The organism is Geomonas silvestris (assembly GCF_014193515.1).
In the GTDB taxonomy this organism is placed as follows: Bacteria; Desulfobacterota; Desulfuromonadia; order Geobacterales; family Geobacteraceae; genus Geomonas; species Geomonas silvestris.
Genome location: NZ_BLXX01000010.1, coordinates 93,093 through 112,686, shown reverse-complemented (window position 1 = coordinate 112,686; position 19,594 = coordinate 93,093). Strand labels below are relative to the sequence as shown.

15 protein-coding genes are annotated in these 19,594 nt (G+C 66.0%); 4 read left to right on the top strand and 11 right to left on the bottom strand.

The features are described 5' to 3' along the window. Positions 1 to 79: 79 nt before the first annotated feature. Both GMST_RS15320 and GMST_RS15315 read left to right on the top strand, forming a co-directional pair. Complete coding sequence (locus GMST_RS15320) at positions 80 to 604, top strand: GNAT family N-acetyltransferase (RefSeq protein ID WP_183355564.1); 525 nt, start codon at positions 80 to 82, stop codon at positions 602 to 604. Next, positions 588 to 1,712: a M20 family metallopeptidase gene (locus tag GMST_RS15315; RefSeq protein WP_183355563.1), complete on the top strand. Its 1,125-nt coding sequence runs from the start codon at positions 588 to 590 to the stop codon at positions 1,710 to 1,712. The genes GMST_RS15320 and GMST_RS15315 overlap by 17 nt, the downstream gene beginning before the upstream one ends. Positions 1,713 to 1,789: 77 nt before the next feature. Here the strand turns inward: GMST_RS15315 and GMST_RS15310 are convergent, their stop codons facing one another. Together GMST_RS15310 and GMST_RS15305 are read right to left on the bottom strand one after the other, a co-directional pair. After that, entirely contained in the window at positions 1,790 to 4,240 is a 2,451-nt protein-coding gene (locus GMST_RS15310; protein ID WP_183355562.1) for a methyl-accepting chemotaxis protein, read from the bottom strand. A 75-nt stretch (positions 4,241 to 4,315) separates the two neighbouring features. Further along, positions 4,316 to 5,071, bottom strand: coding sequence for a substrate-binding domain-containing protein (locus tag GMST_RS15305; protein WP_183355561.1), 756 nt, complete (start codon positions 5,069 to 5,071; stop codon positions 4,316 to 4,318). A 345-nt stretch (positions 5,072 to 5,416) separates the two neighbouring features. On the opposite strand from GMST_RS15305, the gene GMST_RS15300 reads away from it, so the two are divergent. Both GMST_RS15300 and murB read left to right on the top strand, forming a co-directional pair. Next, positions 5,417 to 6,673, top strand: a complete 1,257-nt coding sequence (locus GMST_RS15300) for an exo-beta-N-acetylmuramidase NamZ family protein (protein ID WP_246399706.1) — start codon at positions 5,417 to 5,419, stop codon at positions 6,671 to 6,673. A gap of 119 nt (positions 6,674 to 6,792) precedes the next feature. After that, positions 6,793 to 7,743: a UDP-N-acetylmuramate dehydrogenase gene (murB, locus tag GMST_RS15295; protein WP_183355560.1), complete on the top strand. Its 951-nt coding sequence runs from the start codon at positions 6,793 to 6,795 to the stop codon at positions 7,741 to 7,743. Here the strand turns inward: murB and GMST_RS15290 are convergent. From GMST_RS15290 to GMST_RS15250, 9 genes are all read right to left on the bottom strand, one after another. Further along, positions 7,740 to 10,205: an ATP-binding protein gene (locus GMST_RS15290; RefSeq protein WP_246399704.1), complete on the bottom strand. Its 2,466-nt coding sequence runs from the start codon at positions 10,203 to 10,205 to the stop codon at positions 7,740 to 7,742. The two genes, murB and GMST_RS15290, sit on opposite strands and share 4 nt — an antisense overlap. Further along, the gene (locus GMST_RS15285; RefSeq protein ID WP_183355559.1) at positions 10,202 to 10,735 is read right to left on the bottom strand and encodes a TOL_0243 family YfiR-like periplasmic protein; all 534 of its coding nucleotides are present in this window, start codon (positions 10,733 to 10,735) and stop codon (positions 10,202 to 10,204) included. The genes GMST_RS15290 and GMST_RS15285 overlap by 4 nt, the downstream gene beginning before the upstream one ends. Positions 10,736 to 11,101: 366 nt before the next feature. After that, on the bottom strand, positions 11,102 to 11,893 hold the full coding sequence (locus GMST_RS15280) for a hypothetical protein (protein ID WP_183355558.1): 792 nt from the start codon (positions 11,891 to 11,893) through the stop codon (positions 11,102 to 11,104). 240 nt (positions 11,894 to 12,133) lie between these two features. After that, positions 12,134 to 12,826 carry a lipid-binding SYLF domain-containing protein gene (locus GMST_RS15275; RefSeq protein WP_183355557.1) on the bottom strand — a complete coding sequence of 231 codons (693 nt, stop codon included), beginning with the start codon at positions 12,824 to 12,826 and terminating at the stop codon, positions 12,134 to 12,136. Between the two features lie 82 nt (positions 12,827 to 12,908). After that, a complete protein-coding gene (locus GMST_RS15270; RefSeq protein WP_183355556.1) occupies positions 12,909 to 13,163 on the bottom strand; it encodes a YMGG-like glycine zipper-containing protein in 255 nt (84 codons plus the stop codon). Between the two features lie 30 nt (positions 13,164 to 13,193). Further along, a complete protein-coding gene (locus GMST_RS15265; RefSeq protein WP_246399692.1) occupies positions 13,194 to 13,649 on the bottom strand; it encodes a hypothetical protein in 456 nt (151 codons plus the stop codon). Positions 13,650 to 13,982: 333 nt separating this feature from the next. Next, positions 13,983 to 14,708, bottom strand: coding sequence for a hypothetical protein (locus GMST_RS15260; RefSeq protein ID WP_183355555.1), 726 nt, complete (start codon positions 14,706 to 14,708; stop codon positions 13,983 to 13,985). 132 nt (positions 14,709 to 14,840) lie between these two features. After that, on the bottom strand, positions 14,841 to 16,292 hold the full coding sequence (locus GMST_RS15255; RefSeq protein ID WP_183355554.1) for an efflux transporter outer membrane subunit: 1,452 nt from the start codon (positions 16,290 to 16,292) through the stop codon (positions 14,841 to 14,843). Between the two features lie 65 nt (positions 16,293 to 16,357). Next, on the bottom strand, positions 16,358 to 19,492 hold the full coding sequence (locus GMST_RS15250) for a multidrug efflux RND transporter permease subunit (protein ID WP_183355553.1): 3,135 nt from the start codon (positions 19,490 to 19,492) through the stop codon (positions 16,358 to 16,360). Positions 19,493 to 19,594 lie beyond the last annotated feature (102 nt).

Sequence of the window (19,594 nt, the reverse complement as noted above, 5' to 3'; positions counted from 1 at the left end):
TCCCTTCCCGGCCCCCTGCCTAAGTCGTGCCAGTCTGATATAATGAACAAAGGCTTCAACGACCCGAAGGGAGAGCGGCATGCATGAAAACAACCACAGCGGCGAAGAGCTCTTGCGCATTCGAGAGATGATCATCGACGACCTCTCCGAGGTGTTCCACATCGGGGAGGAGCTCTTCACCGCCGAGTACTCGCAGAGCCTGTACCGGACCTGGGACGAGTACGAGATCACCACCCTCTTCAACTCGGACAACGAGCTGTGCATCGTGGCCGAGCAGGGGGAACGGCTCCTCGGCTTCGCCCTGGGGACCACGGTGAAAAAGCACAACAGCCCCTGGAAGTACGGCTACCTGGTCTGGCTCGGGGTGCGCCGGGAGCTCCAGAAGCTGCAGGTGGGGGAGCGGCTTTTCAAGGAGATCGTCAGGCGCATGAAAGATCAGGGGGTGCGCATGGTGATCATCGACACCTCGGCCAACAACAAGCCGGCCATCAACTTCTTTATGAAGCACGGCTTCGACAACATCCAGGAGCACGTCTACATGACGCTCAACCTGTCGCGCAGGCACAAGAAGAAGGCGGTGAAGAAACATGAACGAGCGTCTTGAGCGGGTGCTGGCCGCCATCGACCCGGTGCGGCTCAAAGAGAGCTTCCTGGAGCTTGTGGACATCTACTCCCCCTCGGGCAAGGAGGAGGACATCCAGCTCTACCTCGAGGAGCGGCTCAAACAGGCGGGGTTCGCCGTCGAGCGCCAGGAGGTGGAGGAAGAGCGCTACAATCTGGTCGCCACCATGGGTAAGGGGGAGCCGGGGCTTTACCTGGTGGGGCACGTAGACACGGTCCCGGCCTGGGACCTGGAGGAGTTCGGGGCGCGCGAGGAGGGGGGGACCGTCTTCGGGCTCGGGAGCGCCGACATGAAGGGTGGCTGTGCCGCCATGCTCGAGTGCTGGCTTGCGCTCGCCCAGGCACTTCCCGAGGCAGAGCGCCCGCCGGTTGGGCTCTTGTTCGCCATCGGCGAGGAGGAAAACGGCGACGGGAGCGCCCGCTTCCTTAAGAGCTGCCGCCCCCCCTGGGCGGTGATCGGGGAGCCGACCGCCCTTGCCGCCTGCTTCGCCCACTACGGCTACCTCGAGGCGGGGTTCGTGACCCACGGCGTGAAGAGCCACTCCTCGCTCCCGGAGCTTGGGCACAACGCGGTGGAGTCCATGCTGCGGGTGCTCTTGCACCTGGGCAGCGACGCGCTCTTTCGGCGCGAGGAGAGCGAGATCGTCTACTCCATCCGCGAGATGCGCTCCTCGCAGAAGGGGTTCGTGGTCCCGGACCGCTGCGAGGCCTGGATCGACCTGCACCTCCCCCCCGAGCGCGATCCCGCGGCGCTGGAAAAGGCGATCCGCACTCTGGTGGCCGGCGCTAAGCGCTACATCCCCGGCCTCGAGGTGAGCGTCGACTTCGACTTCGCCTCGTCCGGCTACCACCTGGGGACCGGCAACCACCTGGCGGCTGCGCTGAAGGAGCTCTACCCGAGGCTCGGGCTCCCGCTCAAGCTGGACGCCTTCAGGTCCCACTCCGACGGGAACCTCTTCTACGCCGCCGGCTGCCGCCCCCTCATCCTCGGCCCCGGCGCCCTGGAGGTCTGCCACACCCCCGAGGAGCAGGTCCCCTTTGCCGAGGTGCTGGAGGCGGCGCGGGTCTACGCCGCCCTCTGCCTCGCCTAGGCTCCCTCCCCCGACGCAAAAAGGCCCGGAAGCGCTTAGCCTCCGGGCCTTTTCCGTTCCCCTTGTCGCGCCGCGCGCTACACCTTGAACCACCCCACCATCCCGTCCAGCTCGCCCGCCAGCTGCGAGAGCTGGCTCGAGGAGTGCTGGATGTCGACGCAGGAGCTTTTCAGCTCGTGGTTCACCTGGGCGATGCCGTCCATGTTGTCCGAGACCTCGACGCTCGTCGAGGACTGCTCCTCGGCGGCCACGGCGATGCGCTGCACCATGTCGGTCACCCGCTCCACGTAGCTGACGATCTCGCCGATCGCCTTCAGGGTCTCGTCCACCTCGACCTGCACCCGCCCAACCGAGTTGCGCTCGTCCTGCATGAAGCGAACCGAGGCGGCGACCGAGTTCTGCATGGTCTTCACCGTCTCGGAGATCTCGCTGGTAGCCACCGTGGTGCGCTCGGCCAGGTTGCGCACGCTGTCGGCCACCACGGCGAAACCGCGCCCCTGCTCGCCGGCCCGGGCCGCCTCGATGGCGGCGTTCAGCGCCAAGAGGTTCGTCTGGTCGGCGATGTCGTTTATGAGCGTCACCACGTTGCTGATCTCCTGGGACTGCTGCCCCAGGCTCTCAACCTTGGCGGCGGCCTCCTTCACCGAGTCGGCGAAGACGGCGAGCTCCTGCACCGTGTGCCGCATGGCCTTTTGCCCCTGCTCGGCGATCTGCCGCATGCTGAGGGCCGCCTCGGAGGTGTCGCTCGAGTTTCTGGCGACCTCGACGGTGGTCTGGGTCATCTCGGTCATGGCGCTCGCCGACTGGTCCACCCGCACGGTCTGGGCCTCCGAGCCGCGCTCCAAAAGCTCGGCGGTGCCGGAGAGCTCCCGCGAGTTGCGGGCCAGGGAGGCGGTGGCCGCCATGATCTTTCCCACCATCTCGCGCAGGTTGCGCACCATCTCCGCCATGGCCCCCTGCACCTTGCCGATCTCGTCCTGGCTGTGGACCGATATCTCGACCGCCAGGTCCCCCTGCGCGACCGACTGGGAGACCTGGATCAGCTGGCTTAAGGGGCGCGATATGGAGCGGTAAACCCAGGCCCCGAACAGGATGCCGAAGAGGACCGCGCCCAGGCTGATGGCGCCGATGAGGCCGATCGAGTAGTGCACCATGCGGTTCACCGAGGCGATCGCCTTCTCCTGGTCCCCTTGCGCCGCGCTCACCGTCTTCTTGCCGTTCTCCGACTGCTTGCGCACCACCTCGCGCAGCTTCTGGGTGGAGGCCTGCGCCTTCTCCTCCATCTCGAGGCGGTTACGCATCTTGAAGAGCACGCCGTCCTTGGCGAAGAGCACCCCCTTGACGCTCCCGAGCGCCCCGCCCGCCCCGTTCAGGGTGGCGATCTCCCGCTTGGCCCCCAGTCGGGTGAGCGACCTGGCAAGCCCCGCCTGCAGCGCCTCGACGCGGGCGAAGACCCGGGAGAGCTCGCCCGCCAAAAGGTCGACGTCCTTCACCGAGCGCGCCGTGGCGACCCGGGTGGCGAGCGCCTCCACGTTGAGCCCCAGGCTCAAGAGCTCCGAGTTCTCGGCCATGATCGAGGTGGCGAGGTTGCTGGAGCCGAAGTAGCCGCTTTGCTTGCGGGTCTCGTTGGAGAGGTTGTCGTTGGCCATGGCCCCTTCCTGCTCCGCGGTCAGCATGACCGCGTTCAGCCGGTCGGTCACCTCGGCGGCCAGGGCGTCGCGCTGCGCGGTGTCCGCCCCCTGCTGCCCGGCCACCTGGGTCTGGGCCTTGATGAAGAGAGGCACCTTGACGCTCAGGGTCTTAAGATCGCCGGCCAGCGCCGCGGAGGTCTTCATGAGGTCGTTTTGCTGGGCCTTGGTGAGCGCCGAGTTGCACTTCCCCTGGGCGATCAGCACCGCCTTCTTGTTCTGGGTCTTCAAGACCTCTAAGAAGCCGAGCTGGAAGTCCTTCAGGGTGAGCTTCAGCTGCTCCACGTTGTGCACCCGGGCCGAGACGTCGCGGGTGGTGTCCACGGACCTGGTGTAGGAGCTCGAGGCGCCGGACTGCAGCCCCTTGATCCGGCTGTCCAGCTCCTTTAGGCGGTTACTCGTCTCGGCGAGTTTCTCCGAGATGTTGCGGGCCGCGGCCTGGGACTCCTCCTCGGCCTTGAGCCTGCCGTCGGTGATGCTGAAGAGCTCGCCGGCTATGGCCGATAGCTCGTCGTGCGCGGCGAGCTGGGCGTCCCCCGAAAGCTCCTTGAGGGCCGCCTGCCCGGCCTGCACCTCGCCCAGCGCCCGCTCGGCCTCCGCCTTCGCCGCGGCGAAGTCGTTGCGGCTTTTGGCGGAGGCGACCTTGGTGAGGTCGGCGGTGGCCCCCTGGATGGCGCGCTGGAACTCCACGGTGCGCATCTGGAAGGGGGTGCTGCGCTGGGTCAGATCCTGCAGGCGGCTCTTCACGAAGCCCATCCCTACGATGCTGGTCACCGCGACCGCTGCGATGACCAGGATGACGATGACTACGTTGAGGGTGAGTTTGGTTTTGATAGTCATTGCTTTAGTACTCCAGACCTTGGGCGGCAAGGATGTCGGGGGCCCGCAGACCCCCGTGGTACGCTTGGGTGCGGTTTACAGCTTGAGGTACTTGTTCCCCTCGCCCTTTATGTAGTCGATGAGCTTTTGCAGTTTGGCGCTCGGTTTCCCCTTGGTGATCAGGTTGACCGGGCGCGAGAACTCCGGGGTCTCGACGGTCTTGACCGAGGTGTCGAGCATGCTGGTCGGCCCGAAGGCGATCGATTCGGGGGTGGAGGCCACCTTGTCGCGCACGTCTTCGAAGCGCCCCGCGTCGAGCACGTCGGCCAAAAACGGCTGGTCGTTCAGGGCGAGTTTGCGGTAGGCGGCGTTGGTCGCCGGGTTGATTTTGGAAAGCACCACGATGATCGGCGCGTCGCTCCCCCCCACCTCTTTCCAGTTCACGATCTTGCCGGTGAAGATCCCCTGCAGCTGCTCCTTGGAGAGCTTGCCGACCGGATTCTCCTTGTGCACCACCGTAAAGATCTTGCTCACCCCGAGCATGGTCGCCTGGTAGGCGGACGGGTCCGGGACCTCGAGCTTCTCGTTCTTCATGGCGGTCAGCAGGTCCGGGTAGGCAACGCCGGCGGTGGCGGCGTCCAGCTCGCCGGCGATGAGCTGCTTGAAAGATAGGGTCGCGCTGGAGAAGTTGAGGTTGATGGCGATGCCGGTGGCCTTTTCGAAGTAAGGTTTGACCGGTCGCAAGGCGCCGTCCAGGGGAGCCCCCCCGCCGCCGACCTTGATCTCCTCGGCCCCCGCCACCCCGGCCTGGACCAGACACAGTGCTGCCAACGCCACGATCATCTTTTTCATGCTACTTCCCCCTTTAGCTTTTGATAAAAGGCCCGATACACGCTGTATGGTCGGAATTGACCTACAGCGGCTGGGCGGTCTGGAACAGCGCGGATATTTAGAAGCCTTAACAGTTTTTCTCTTTCAGGGAGTTACGCTGTCAGCTCTCTTAACCTGAAGTTTGCATACCTTAATCGGCATATCTCAGAAAAGCTTTAGTAAAGATTGATCGGAAGTCTGTCTTTGAGGGGAAATTACTGTATGAACTCCGCGCGAAATAGTATCTACATTGCAAATAAATCCTTGATCCAGCGTATCTTTGAAGCTAAGCTGACAAAAACTTTCCACCAACGAAGGCGGTTACCTGTGCAACGTGGCACCATGCTGTTCCTGTTCCTGCTCCTTTTCATCCTGGTCCTTCCCGCCCCTTCCGGCGCCGCCGTGGTGAAAACCGGTGCTGAGCTCCTCGCCGAGGGGGGCTTCGCGGCGCTCAAGGGAAAACACTTCGCCCTCATCACCAACCACTCCGCCCAGGTGGAGGGGGTGCACCTCATCGAACTCATGGCCCGCCAGGGGGTGCAGCCGGCCCTGGTCTTCACCCCCGAGCACGGCCTTACCGGCAGCGCCGAGGACGGCGTCAAGCTGAGCGACTCGAGCGTGCGCGGCATCCCGGTGAAGAGCCTCTACGGCGCCGTGAAGCAGCCGCAGCCGGCCGACCTCAAGGGGATCGACCTCGTGGTGTTCGACATCCAGGACGTGGGGGTGCGCTTCTACACCTACATCTCCACCATGGGGCTCGCCATGCAGGCGGCGGCGCGGGCGGGAATCCCCTTCTGGGTCCTGGACCGCCCCAACCCCCTGGGCGGCGACGACGTGGCCGGCTTCGTGCGCCGCGAGCTCCCGGCGAGCTTCACCTCCCTCTACCCGATCCCCATCGCCCACGGCATGACCGTCGGGGAACTGGCGCTCATGATCAAGGGAGAGGTGATGCTCCCTGGGCTGGAGCACCTCGAATTGAGCGTGGTGCGCATGCAGGGGTGGCAGCGCTGGATGCGCTGGCCGGACACCGGGCTTGCCTGGGTGGCCACCAGCCCGAACCTGGCGAGCTTCGCCTCGGCGCTCCTCTACCCGGGGATCGGGCTTTTGGAGGGGACCAGCGCCTCTGAGGGGCGCGGCAGCGAGGCCCCCTTCCAGATGGTGGGGTGGCCGGGGATCGACCCGCAGCTCTTGGCGCAGCGCCTAAACGCCGAGCAACTGGCCGGGCTGCATTTCGAACCGGTCCGCTTCACCCCGGTGAGCCTCCCCGGGAAGTCGAGCGCCCCCAAGTACAAGAACCGCGAGCTGGGGGGGGTGCGCATCGAGATCAGCGATCCCCACCGGGTGACCCCGGTACAGGCGGGGGTGGCGGTGCTCTGCGCCCTGTACGGCACGCTGCCGGAACCGGCGCGCCGGGTGCTGTTTCGCCCCGGGTTCGACGACATGGCCGGCTCGGCCGAGCTGCGCCAGGGGGTAGTGGCCGGGACCCCGGCCGCCGCGGTGAGCGCCCGCTGGGGCGCCTCCGTGCAGCGCTTCCGCAAGGAGCGCCAGGGGTACCTGCTCTACGAAGAGGGGCAGGCCCCCTAGCCGAGGGTCGCCCGCAGGCTCGAAAAGCCCCGCCCGAAAAAGCGGGGCTTTTTTGCGCCTGGCGCCGGCTGCCGGAAAAGCGCTTTGCCTTCGGGCCTTTACCTGTTAAGGTAGTAGCCATGATCACCCTTAGAGAAGAGATCCCGCTCGCCCCACTAACCACCTTCGGCATCGGCGGGGCCGCCCGCTTCTACGCCGAGGTGGCCAACACCCAGGAGCTGCGCGAGGCGCTCGACTTCGCCCGCCACCAGGGGCTCCCCTTCTTCCTCATGGGAGGGGGGAGCAACCTCTTGGTGAGCGACGCCGGTTTCCCCGGGGTGGCACTGAGGAGTACCGGGCGGGGCCTGCGCCGGGAGGGCGCGGAGGTCGTGGTCGAGGCGGGGGTGGAACTCACCGGGCTGGTACGGCGTTGCGCGGAGTGGGGGTTGGCAGGGGTGGAGACGCTGGCGGGGATACCGGGGCTTGTCGGCGGGGCGGTGCGGGGGAACGCGGGGGCCTACGGCGGCTCGCTGGCAGAGGCCTGCGCCTCGGTACGGGTCCTCGACGCGGAGACCCTGGAAGAGCGTACCTTAAGCGGCGAGGAGTGCCGCTTCGGCTACCGCGACAGCCGCTTCAAGCGGAACCCCATCCTGGTGGTGCTCGAGACCCGGCTGAGCCTTACTCCCGCGCCGGTCGGCGAGCTCAGGGAGCGGGTGACCGCGACCCTCGCCAAGCGGGCCGCGCGCCGGTTGGACTGCGAGCGGAGCGTGGGCTCCTACTTCACCAACCCGAGCGTGGCGGACCGCGACCTGGTGGCGCGCTTCGAGTCCGAACAGGGGGTCCGCGCCCGAGAGGGGCGACTACCGGCGGGTTGGCTCATCGACCAGGCGGGGCTGCGCAACCTCCGGGTGGGCGGCGCCCAGGTGAGCGGGGTGCACGCCAACTACCTGATCAACACCGGGGGGGCCAGCGCGCGGGACGTGCTTGAGCTGGCGCGCCTGGTAAAAGAGCGGGTCTTTGACGCAACCGGGGTGCGCCTCGTCGAGGAGGTGAGCCGGCTCGGCTTCAGCGCGGAGGAACTCTCCGACTAGGCCGCCACCAGCCCCGCGCTCGCCTGGCGGAACTCGGCAAACCCCTTTTCGAGCCGGGCGAAGAGCAGCGGCTGGTCGGCCAACTCCCCCGCCTTGGCCCGGGTCTCCATCTCCAGCGCCAGCGCGCGCATCGCCTCGGCACCGATACTGGCGGCAGCCCCCTTGATGCTGTGCGCCCTCAGGTGGATCCCCGGCCCGTCCCCCTCCCGGATCGCCTCCCCCAGCGCCGCGAGCAGCTCCGCGGTGCTCTGCAGGTACTTCTCCACGAAGATCCCGAGAAACCCCTCGTCCCCCCCGATACGCCGCAAGAGCCCGTCACGGTCGAAGACAAGCGGCGCGGCCGCAGCGGCACGCCCGGGCTCCGCCCCCTTCTCCGCCCCCTTCTCCGCCCCCTTCTCCGCCCCTTGCTGCGCTGCGGCCGCCTCACGCGCCAGGTCGGGGACCCAGCGCAGCAGCATGCCACGCAACTGGTTCAGGTCGAAGGGCTTGGTGAGGTAGTCGTCCATGCCGGCGGCCAGGCAACGCTCGCGGTCCCCTGCGATGGCGTTGGCGGTGAGCGCCACGATCGGCGCGCGTGGGAGCCCCTCACGCGCCTCCCACTCCCGGATCGCCTTGGTGGCGGCGAAACCGTCCCGGCGCGGCATCTGGCAGTCCATGAAGATCAGGTCGTGGCCGCCGCGCGTCGCGGCCTCCGCCACCACGATGCCGTCCTCGGCCAGTTCCATACGGCAGCCGAGCAGGGTGAGCATGTGGCGCACCACCTCCTGGTTGACCGGGTTGTCCTCGGCGACCAGGATCGAGGCCCCGAAGGAGACGGCGGCGGGGGCCGGGGTGCACTCGGCCTCCGCCCCCCGCTCCCCTGCCAGCGCCGAACCGAGGCACTTTTTTAACCGCGCCGTGAACCAGAAGGTGGAGCCTACCCCCAGGGTACTCTCCACCCCCAGCTCGCCCCCCATGAGGCCGGCCAGCTGGCGGGCGATGGCGAGCCCGAGGCCTGTGCCGCCGTAGGTGCGCGTCGTCGAGTAGTCGGCCTGGGAGAAACTGTCGAAGATGCGCTCCTGGGCCTCGGGCGCGATCCCGATGCCGGTGTCGGTCACCGTGAAGCGCAAGAGCCCCGCAGCGCCGGACTCCCTGGCCGGGGAAACCCGCAACTGCACCTCCCCTTCTCCGGTGAACTTCACCGCGTTCCCCACCAGGTTCACCAGGATCTGGCGCAGCCGCACCGGGTCCCCCTCCACCAGGCGCGGCACCCTTTCGTGCACCAGCGCGGTAAGCTCGATCCCCTTGCGCTGCACCCCCGGCCCGAACATCTCCGCCACCTCGTCCACCACATCGACCAGGTTGAAGGCGACCGTCGCCAGCTCGAGGCGCCCCGCCTCGATCTTGGAGAAGTCCAGGATGTCGTTGATGATGGAGAGCAGCGACTCCCCGGAGCTGCGCACCGCCTCGGCGAAGCCGAGCTGCTGGCCGGAGAGCCCGCTCTGCAGCAAAAGCCCCACCATCCCGAGAACGCCGTTCATCGGGGTGCGGATCTCGTGGCTCATGTTGGCCAGAAACTGCGACTTGGCGAGGTTGGCGGCCTCCGCCACCTCCTTGGACTGTTTGAGCTTGTCGACCGTCTGGCTCAGTTCGGCCGTGCGCTCCAGCACCTGGTCCTCCAACTGGTCGCGCTGGGCCGCCAGCCGCGCCTCGCGGTCTTCGATCTGCCCGAGCATCTCGTTGAAGCCGTCGATCAGGGTCCCCAGCTCGTCCTCGCCGTGTTTCTCCGCGCGCGCCGAGTAGCAGCGTTCGGTGGAGACCCGCTTCATCACCTGGGCCAGGTGCAGGATCGGGTCCGAGATGACCCGCTGCAGCCGGGAGGCGAGGAAGTAGACCAGGGCGAGCCCCCCAAGCATCACCGCGACCAGCACGCCGAAGAAGCGCAGCAGGCGGTCGGCGAGTTCCCGGCAGTCGGAGCGCAGCACCACGGTGCCGATCTCCTGGCCGTCCAGGATGATCGGCGACACCCCGTAGAGGTCCGAGGCGAGGGCAAAGGGGGAGTCCGCGGCACGCACCCTGGCGGCGAGCCGGGCGGCGTCCACCCGGATCCCGTCGGCGCCGGTCTGTGCGAATCCGAGCCGGGATGCCTGCACCCCCTTGGCCAGGTAGCTCGCCAGGACCGAGCCGTCCTTTAAGAGCACGAAGGCGGCCATTACGGGGGGCTTGGCCCGCAGCCCCGAGAGGGTCTCGCTGGCCGCCACGCGGTCGTTGAAGGCGACCGCCGCCGAGGTGTTGTTGCCGATGATCTCCGCCAGGGCCGCCAGCTCGGCGCGGGCGCCGACGCGGAACTGGGTCGCCTCGTTGACCACGAAGGCGCAGGCCACCAGGGCCAGGACCGCGCAGTTGGTGACCAGCAGCAAGGCGACCAGCTTGCGCCGGATCGAGAGGTCTCTCAGGTTGGGGATGATCCGCATCCTGTTCATTCCACTACCTGCCTTGCCAACTTGAGCAGTTGGGAGCTGATCCTCAGGCGGGCCCGGGTGGCGGCAGCCACGTTCACCTCGAAGCCGACCCTGTTTTTCACCGAGACCAGGTTGATCATGCCGCCTGCCTGGCAGAACCCCTCCTGGTCGGCGACGGTGAGCACCCGGTAGTTCTGCACCGCCTTGAGGATCTGGGCGAAACGCCCCTTTTCCGAGGCGCAGACAAAGAGCAGGTCGCACTCCCGGGCCTCCTCCGGGGTGCGCAGGTGCACCACGGCGATGCTCCGCCCTTTGGCGGTCTTACCGCGCACCTCCTCGATCGCCTCGCCGAACGGGTCCTTCCCCAGGATCCCCAGGGTGATGGTCCCGGCCGCGTTGAGGCTGTCGCCGGGCCACTCCACGAACTTCATGAAGTTGTAGAGAAAGGCGGCCTTCACCTGGTACTCCGAATTTCCCGCCGCCCCCAAGAGGGCAGGGAAACCGAGCAGCACCCCGACCAGCACCAGCAGGGCGCGGGTTAGCGCGCGCACGGGCCGGCGCCGGGATACTGCGGTTCCCGGTCTCCTCGCGGTAAGTGATGGCGTACCTGTCATGGTGCCCCTAAAACCGATAGTCGTACTGCATGTGGCAGGTCCTGCGCCCGTATCTGTCGTGCAGCAACCCGGTGCGCCTTTGGAAGAGTACCCGGCTGCGCGCAGCCACAAAGAGTCCGGCTCACCTTCTTGACGAGTAACAGAGGAACTCTTACTAACTTCTCGGTCGGATCGTGAGCAAACTTGAATTGATACCGCGGCAGAGGTTTAAAAATGAAAGATTTATCTGACAGTGCGGAAGGGTGACAGAGGGTAACCGGGAGCTTAAGAAAACGGAGCCGGGGGAGGTAGCCGCCGGGGCGGCTACTTGGGGGCGGGTTTGCTGAAAATCGACTTCATCGCCTCGGTCTCCACCAGCACCTGGCGCGAGAGCTTGGCGTACTCTTCGGGGGCCTTGGCGAGCTCGAGGTGCCCCATCAGGTCGGAGAAGCGACGCAGCTCCTTGAGGCTGTTCTGTTCCACCAGCTTGGGCATCAGGGTCTGCCAGGCGAGGTGCATGCGGATCACCACGGTCGAGAGCTTTTCGAGCTTTCTCACCTCGCTCCAGATCTCCAGCTCCCGGCCGTTGTAGTCAAGCAGCAGCAGTTCGGTGGGGATGACCGGTTTGAAGGGGACCGCGACCGTGGCCGCGATCAGGGTTATCCGGTTCGAGTAACGCATGGTGTCCAGGCGGTTCTTGGTCTGAACCGCGGCGTCCAGCTCCCCGATGGTGCGTCCCAGGCGCGGCAGCAGAATGCTGTTCCCCTCGTCCTGGAGGTAGTCGAAGGCGGCGGCATTCTTCTTGAGCTGTTCGAGCTTTTTGGGCACCCGGTCCATCTTCCCGGACAAGGCGAGGGTGAAGATCTCCACCGCGGAGCTTGAGAGGGTGTCCAGCCCGGAGACGATGAAGTTGGCGCGACCGGCGGGTGCGAAGACTCGCGCGGGTTCCCGGGAAGGGGCCGCGGTGGAGGCCTTGGCCGGCTCGCGGGGAGGAGCCGGCGCGGCTCCCTGGGCCCGGGCCGGCAGAGGCCCCAGGGCGGTTAGCGCAACGACGGCAACGAGCAGCCAGAGCTTGCAGGTGGTGAGGGTGGTGCCAAGACATCTCGGGTAGGTCATGCAGGCGATTCCTTTGCAGCGAGCGGGAGGACACATCACACGGGCTTTCTGGGGTGCTCCGGGCGGTTTTCTGGCCGGCAGGCGACAACAATGTAGCAGGATCAGCGGCTTCGGGCAAGATCTCACTGTTAAGGTATCGGTACGGCACCGGAACCACTGGAGATTTTTTTCCGACCGGCGCTCCTGCTGCGTGGGATGGGTGGGAACGCCGGGAGTGTGACCTCGCTCCCGGCGCGGGGCCTATTTCATGATGGAGTACTGGTGTAACAGCTGCTTGAGATGTTTCACCTCGGAAGTCGCCTTCCCTCCCTTACCGGAAAGGACGTCTGCGGCACGCGCCCTGCCGCCGTAGTAGGCCGCGGTGGCGTCCTCATCCACCTGCAGAGAGGCACCTTCCAGCGACACGCCGGCAAAGAGGCCGCGGCTGCGCGAATAGGAGAGGATCTCGCTCTTCAGCATGATGTCGGTGGCAGCTTCGGCGCTGCGCCCCACCGGACCGGCTGCCACGGCAGCGTCCGCACCGAGGGTGAACTTACCCTTTAAAAGCCCCTCCACACCCTTGCGGTGCTTGAAGACCAGGATGACGTCGGTGGACTGTCCCCCCACCTGCCAACCGATACTGCCGCCGGTCAGGCTCACGAAGGCCGGGTCGCTCCAGCCGCCCCCTTCCTGGCGCACCACGACGACACCGGTGCCGTGACGACCGCCCACGATAAAGGCCCCCTTGATGACGTCGGGGACGATGACGATGGCCTGCGCGTCGCGCAAGAGAACCGGCGGGATCCCCTTTTCGGGAATCTTCATGATGGTCTGCAGTACGCTTGCGGAGTCCCGGACGTCCTTGGCGCTGTCTCTGGCCTGGGCAGCAACAGCCAGTGCCCCGACGAGTACCAGGGCCAGCGCTGTCACGACGATGCTTCTCGCGATCTTCATGATGTACCTCCTTTTAGTGCCGGAATCGCTCCTTCGTTGCATCCGGCGTTTGGACTGCTCGATGCCTGCCGAACCTCAGTACCTAGCGCTCGTGGTGGCGGCGGCCGCCGCGGTGGTCGCCGGGGTCGCCGAGAATATAGCCGGTAAGAGCGCCTGCCGCTCCGCCCAGCACCGCTCCAACGGCGGGGCTCCCGCCGGAGACCCCCCCTAAAAGGGCACCGCCACCGGCTCCGATGGCGCCACCGCTCAAGGTCCCTTGCTGCCGGTTCGACATGCCGACGCAGCCGAACAGCACCAAGGCCAGAATGAGGAGAGTCACTACCCTTATTGCTCTCATGGTTGCCTCCTTGGACCTTGCGCTCCGGAGTTACTGCTGGCTCGTGGCAAGGGGCCGGTCCGCGATGCCGGTTTTCAGCTTCGGTTTCACCAACTGGCGCCAGACCACCCGCAACACCGGCATGTCGAGGTCGTCGGGGTTGTTACGGTAGTAGGCGTCCACCGCCTGGATGATGGTGCTCATCGGCACGCCGCGCAGCCCCTCGGCAAGCTTCGCCGTGAAGTCGGGGCGCTTTAGTTCGGGGTGCCGCTGCACCACGTTCTCCTCGATGGTGACCACGTGCCCCACCCCCCAGATGAAGGCCACCTTGGTGTCGGGCTGCAGGGTCTGCCATTCCTCCCCGGTCAGTACCGGCATTTCCTCGAGTTCCCGGGTCAGGTCGGCCGGCGTCTTCTCTTCTGCCGCAAGGACTGCCCGATAGCCAAGCGGCACCACAAGCAGCGACAACAGGCCAACTATAAGAGCCAGTCTTACGCGTATCCTCATACCCCACCTCCTGAAAAATCATTAATCACCTTTAACTATTGATAGCATTACCGCTCTGCAATGTCAATGAAGGGGCTTTTGTAGAGAGGGTCAGCCAGGCGCCTTGCCGAACAGAGAGAGAACTGGGGGGGACAAGCAGAAGCTGACAGTCTGACGAGTGCGGACTGTGACAGGCAGGCAACCGCCAAAGGGGCGAGGAAGAGGGGCTGAGCGATACGGGCAAGCCCGGGAAGAGGGAAACGGCGCTGAGGTAGCCAGAGACAGAGAAGAGTGAACGGCAGTGGTTAAACGGCGAGGTGGCGCCGAAAACGGGCGCCACCTCGCGGGGAAAAGCTATTGGGGCAGAGTTGTCACGCCAAACGGTGAGGTGTTTTCTATGACGTAGGTCGTCGCATCGACGGTCAGGGAGGTGGTTCCGGTGGCGCCCGTAGGAATCTGCAGCAGGAGGTGATGGCTTGCCAGGTTCGAAACGTTGAACGTGGCCGCCGAACTGGTGAAGGCAATCACGTTGTTATTGCTGGCGTCGGTGACGGAGAAGAAGGTACCGGGGCCGCTCATCTTGATGGTGTGCCCCGGGTCCAGTGCGGTGAGGGGTCCGGTCGTTATCTGCGTGAAAGACGGCGACGGTTGAACGGTGGTCTGCGTGAAGATCGGCGTGTTAATGGTCTGGGTGACCGTGGTGAAGGTCCCCGGGCGGGTCCCGATGTTGATGTTGGTGACCTGCGTGGTCCCCAGCTGGCTTGCCGCGGTCTGGATGACCTTCACCGTGTCGTTGTTCTTCACGGTTCCGGTCAGGCCGGTGGCGCGCACGCCATTGACCGAGAAGGCACTGCCGCTGGAGACGCTCAAGGAAGCAGCCGTGGAGTTATTGGCGAACCCGCTGACGACAATAGCATTGGAGGAAATATTTCCCTGAACCGGTACTCCGATCTTCGAAGTGAAGGTGAAACCATTGGGCGTGTTCGGCGATTGAGTCACGGCGGGAAACCAGTCGATGCCACACCCCCCCCACAAGGAGGCGAGCGCCACTACACAAAGAAGCTTGAGCGCGGTTTTCACAGTAGATCCCCTAATTAAATCAAAGTAGATTTCGGCTGGATAGTATAGCAAGGGTACGGCTTTGACAAGCTCAAAGAATGGCATGACTCCATGTGACAATCGGCACGCCGAAAACGGGATTTCAGTGGCGCATCAATGCCCCTTTGTCGCTTCGGCGAGCGTCGCGGCATCCCAGCCGCCGCCCAGGGCCCTGATCAGGAGCACGCTCGCGGTCAGGCGCCGGCCGAGGATACTGACCGCACTGCGCCGGTTGGCGAGTTCGGTGCTTTGGGCGACGGTGACGTTGAGGTAGCTGATGATGCCGGCCCGGTACTGGTTGAGCGCCACAGCAACGGTTTCCGACGCGGCCCGCACCGCGTCATCTTGGGCAGCCGCCTCCGCGTCCAGGACGCGCAGCGCGGCCAGGTTGTCCTCTACCTCCTGGAACCCGGCGAGCACGGTCTGGCGGTAGTTGGCCACGGTCTGGTCGTAGGCTGCCTGGGCCTGTTCGTTCTGCCCGCGGCGCAGCCCGCCGTCGAAGAGGGTCTGCGACAGCACCGGCCCGACCGACCAGAAGTGGCTGGGCCAGCTGAACCAGTCGGCGAGGCTCGACGACTGCAACCCGGCCGAGGCCGAGAGCCCCACGGTCGGGTAGTAGGCGGCCTTGGCCACCCCGATCTGGGCGTTGGCGGCTGCCATGCGCCGCTCCGCCCCGGCGATGTCCGGCCGGCGCTCCAGGAGCTCGGAGGGGAGCCCGGTCGGGATCGGGGGGAGGAGCGGTGCGAACGGACGCACCGGGAGCGCGAAGTTCGAGGCGGGCTTGCCGACCAAGAGCGCGATGGCGTGCTCGAGCTGGGCGCGCTGCACGCCGAGGTCGATCGCCTGGGCCCGCGTCGTCTTCAGCTGGGTCTCGGCCTGGAGTAGGTCGCTCTTTGCCGCCACTCCCCCCTTGTAGCGGTTCAGGGTGAGGTCGTAGGCCTTCTGGTAGCTCGCCACCGTCTCGTCAAGAAGCTTTTGCTGCAGGTCCTGGACCCGGATCAGGAAATAATCCTGGGCGAGTTCCGCCTGGGCGCTCAGCCGGGCCGCCGCCAGGTCGGCCGCGCTCGCCTGGTAGCTGTCGCTGGCCGCCTCGACGCTGCGCCGGATCCGTCCCCAGACGTCGGCCTCCCAGGAAAAGTCGAAGGGGAGCGAGAAGACCGTGCCGTTCACGGTGCCGCTCTGGCTCCCCCCGCTGGCACTCGTGGTGGTGACGCCGCGCTGCGACCGGGTGACCGAGGCGCCCACGCTGAGGGTCGGGAAGTAGGCGGAGCGCTGTTCCCGGATGATGGCGCGGGCCTGGCGCACCTGGGCTTCGGCCGCCTTCAGGTTCTGGTTGGAGACCACCACCTGCTCTTCCAGGGCGGTCAGGTCCGGGTCGTTGAAGAGCTGCCACCAGGTCTCGCTGAGCTTCCCGCTGCCGCCGGGCTGGGCGAGCTTCCACCCTTGTACCTCCTTGAAGGCGACCGGAACCGGAGCCTCGGGACGGACGTAGTTGGGCCCCACGGTGCAGGCGGAGAAGGCCAGCGGGAGCAGCAGCAGGCTTAGTTTTGCGAGATGGTTGGTCATGGTTAGTTCCTTATCGAGGACCTAAGGGACGCAAGGGACCTCAGGGACACAAGGGAAAACTAAAGCTAGTGCTCGGTATCGGGGGCGAGCCGGTCGCGGCTCTCCTCGTAGAGGCGGCGCTGTTCGCTGCGGCCGCGTTTTTTATCCAGCCAGGCGCGCAGGCGGTCCAGGTAGAGATAGACCACCGGCGTGGTGTACAGGGTCATCATCTGGCTGAAGATGAGCCCTCCGACGATGGAGATCCCCAAGGGGCGCCTGAGTTCGCTTCCCACCCCGGTCCCCAGCGCCAGCGGCAGGGCGCCGAAGAGTGCTGCCATGGTGGTCATCATGATGGGGCGGAAGCGCAAGAGGCAGGACTCGAAGATCGCCTCGTCGGGCTTTTTCCCTTCCTGGCGCTGGGCGGCCAGGGCGAAGTCCACCATCATGATGCCGTTTTTCTTCACGATGCCGATCAAGAGGATCACCCCGATGATGGCGATGAGGCTCAGGTCGGTCCTGAAGAGGAGCAGCGCGAGCGCCGCCCCCACCCCTGCCGAGGGGAGCGTGGAGAGGATGGTCAAGGGGTGCATGTAGCTCTCGTAGAGCATGCCGAGCACGATGTACACCGTGATGAGCGCCGCCAGGATGAGGAACGGCTCGTTGGCAAGCGACGCCTGGAAGGCCTGTGCCGTCCCCGCGAAGCTCCCCTGCACCCCGGCCGGCATGCCGACCTCGCGGGCCGCCGCCTCGATCGCCTTCACCCCGTCGCCGAGCGCCACCCCCGGCGCCAGGTTGAAGGAGAGCGTGATGGCCGGGAACTGGCCCTGGTGGTTCACGGCGAGCGCCGAGGCCGAAGGCTCGAAGTGGGTGAAGGTGGCAAGCGGCACCAGGGCCCCGCCCGTCCCCGGCACGTAGATGTCCTTCAGGGTCTCCGGGCTCTGCCAGAAGGCCGGGTCGACCTCCATCACCACGTGGTACTGGTTCAAAAGCGTGTAGTTCACCGAGACCTGGCGCTGGCCGAAGGCGTCGTAGAGCGCGTTGTCGATGGCGGCGGGGGTGATCCCCATGCGGGAGGCGGTGGCGCGGTCGATCACCAGGGTCGCCTCGCGCCCCTTGTCCTGCAGGTCGGAGTTCAGGTCCACCAGTTGCGGCACGGTGCGCAGCTTGCGCAAGAGCCGCTGCGAGGCGTCGTTGAGCTCCGTGGAATTCGTCCCCTTCAGGGTGTACTGGTAGAGCGAGGCGCTGATCCTTCCCCCCACGCGCAGGTCCTGCACCGGCTGCAGAAAGGTCGGCGCGCCGGGGATCTGGGCGAGTTTCGGGCGCAGCCTCTTGATGACCTCCGAGGCGGTCGCCTTCCTTTTGTCGAAGGGCTTGAGCGCGATGAACATGCGCGCCGTGTTGGTGGTCGAGCCGCCACCACCGGTGAAACCGGTGACGAACTCCACATCCGGGTCCTGCCTGATCACGGCGACTACGCGGGCTAGCTTGTCGCTCATCGCCTGGAACGAGGTGTCCTGCGCGGCCTGGATCGAGCCGGAGATGCGCCCGGTGTCCTGCTCCGGGAAGAACCCCTTGGGGACCAGGCGGAACAAGAGCACGTTCACCACCAGGGTGATAATGAGCACGCCGAGCATGATCCGGGTGTGCCCCAGCGCCCAGCGCAGCGTGGTCTCGTAGCGCCGGTGCAGCCAGTCGAAGGAGCGCTCCGAGAGGCGGAAGAGCCAGCCGTGCTCGCGCGGCACCTCCGGCTTCAGGAGCTTCGCGCTCATCATCGGGGTAAGGGTGAGCGAAACCACCAGGGAGACCAGGATCGCCGCCGAGAGCGTGACCGCGAACTCGCGGAAGAGCCGCCCCACCATCCCTTCCATGAGCAGGATCGGGATGAAGACCGCGATGAGCGAGATGCTCATGGAGACCACGGTGAAGGCGATCTCCTTGCTCCCCTTGAGGGCCGCCTCCAAGGGCGAGAGCCCCGCCTCGCGGTAGCGGGTGATGTTCTCGAGGACCACGATGGCGTCGTCCACCACGAACCCGGTGGCGATGGTGAGCGCCATGAGCGAGAGGTTGTCGAGCGAGTAGCCCAATAGGTACATGACCGCGAAGGTGCCGATGATGGAGACCGCCACCGCCACGGCCGGAATCACGGTGGCCCGCACGTTGCGCAGGAACCAGAAGACCACCAGGATGACCAGGGCGCCCGAGACCATGAGCGAGAACTCCACGTCCTTTAAGGAGCCGCGGATGGGGGGGGTGCGGTCCAGCACCACCGAGAGGTCGACGCCGCCGGGGAGCGCCGCCTTCAATTGCGGCAGGAGCGCCCGCACGTTGTCCACGGTCTTGATGATGTTGGCGCCCGGCTGGCGGAAAAGGATCACCATGATCGCGGGTTTGGAGTTGACGATCCCCATGGTGCGGATGTCCTCCACCGAGTCCTTGACGCTCGCGACATCCGAGAGACGCACCGCGGCGCCGTTTCGGTAGCTCACCACCAGGGGGAGGTACTCGGCCGCCTTTCTCAGCTGGTCGTTGGAGCGCACCTCCCAGCTCTGGTCCCCTTTGACCAGGTTCCCCTTGGGGCGGTTCACGTTGGTGGCCGCGATGGCGCCGCGCACGTTTTCCAGGCTCACCCCGTAGCGGTTGAGCGCGAGCGGGTTCAGGTCTATGCGCACCGCGGGGAGCGAGCTTCCCCCCACGAAAACCTGCCCCACCCCTTCCACCTGGGAGAGCTTCTGGTTCAGGATCGAGGAGGCAGCGTCGTAGAGCTGCGGCTTGGTCATGGTGTCCGAGGTGAGCGCGATGATCATGATCGGTGCGTCGGACGGGTTCACCTTGCGGTAGGTCGGGTTATTGGGGAGGTTGGCCGGCAGGTAGCCGCGCGCCGCGTTGATGGCCCCCTGGACGTCGCGGGCGGCGCCGTTGATGTCGCGGTTCAGCTCGAACTGCAGCGTGATGCTGGTGGCGCCGCGGTTCGAGGTGGAGGTCATCTCCGTGACGCCGGCGATGCGGCCGAACTGGCGCTCCAAGGGGGCCGCCACCGAGGTGGACATGGTCTCCGGGTCGGCGCCGGGGAGCGAGGCGCTCACCGAGATGGTCGGGAAGTCGACCTGCGGCAGCGGCGACACCGGCAAGAGGCGAAAGCCGATGATGCCCGCGAGCACCAGCCCGATGGTAAGGAGCGTGGTGGCGACCGGTCGGCGTATGAAGGTGGCAGAGATGTTCATGGTTTCCTAAAAATCGTAAAAGCTCGAACCACAAGGACACGGAGGAACACAGAGGAAAACCACAGCAAAATCTGAGGCAAAATCCAGGAGTAAAAATCAGAA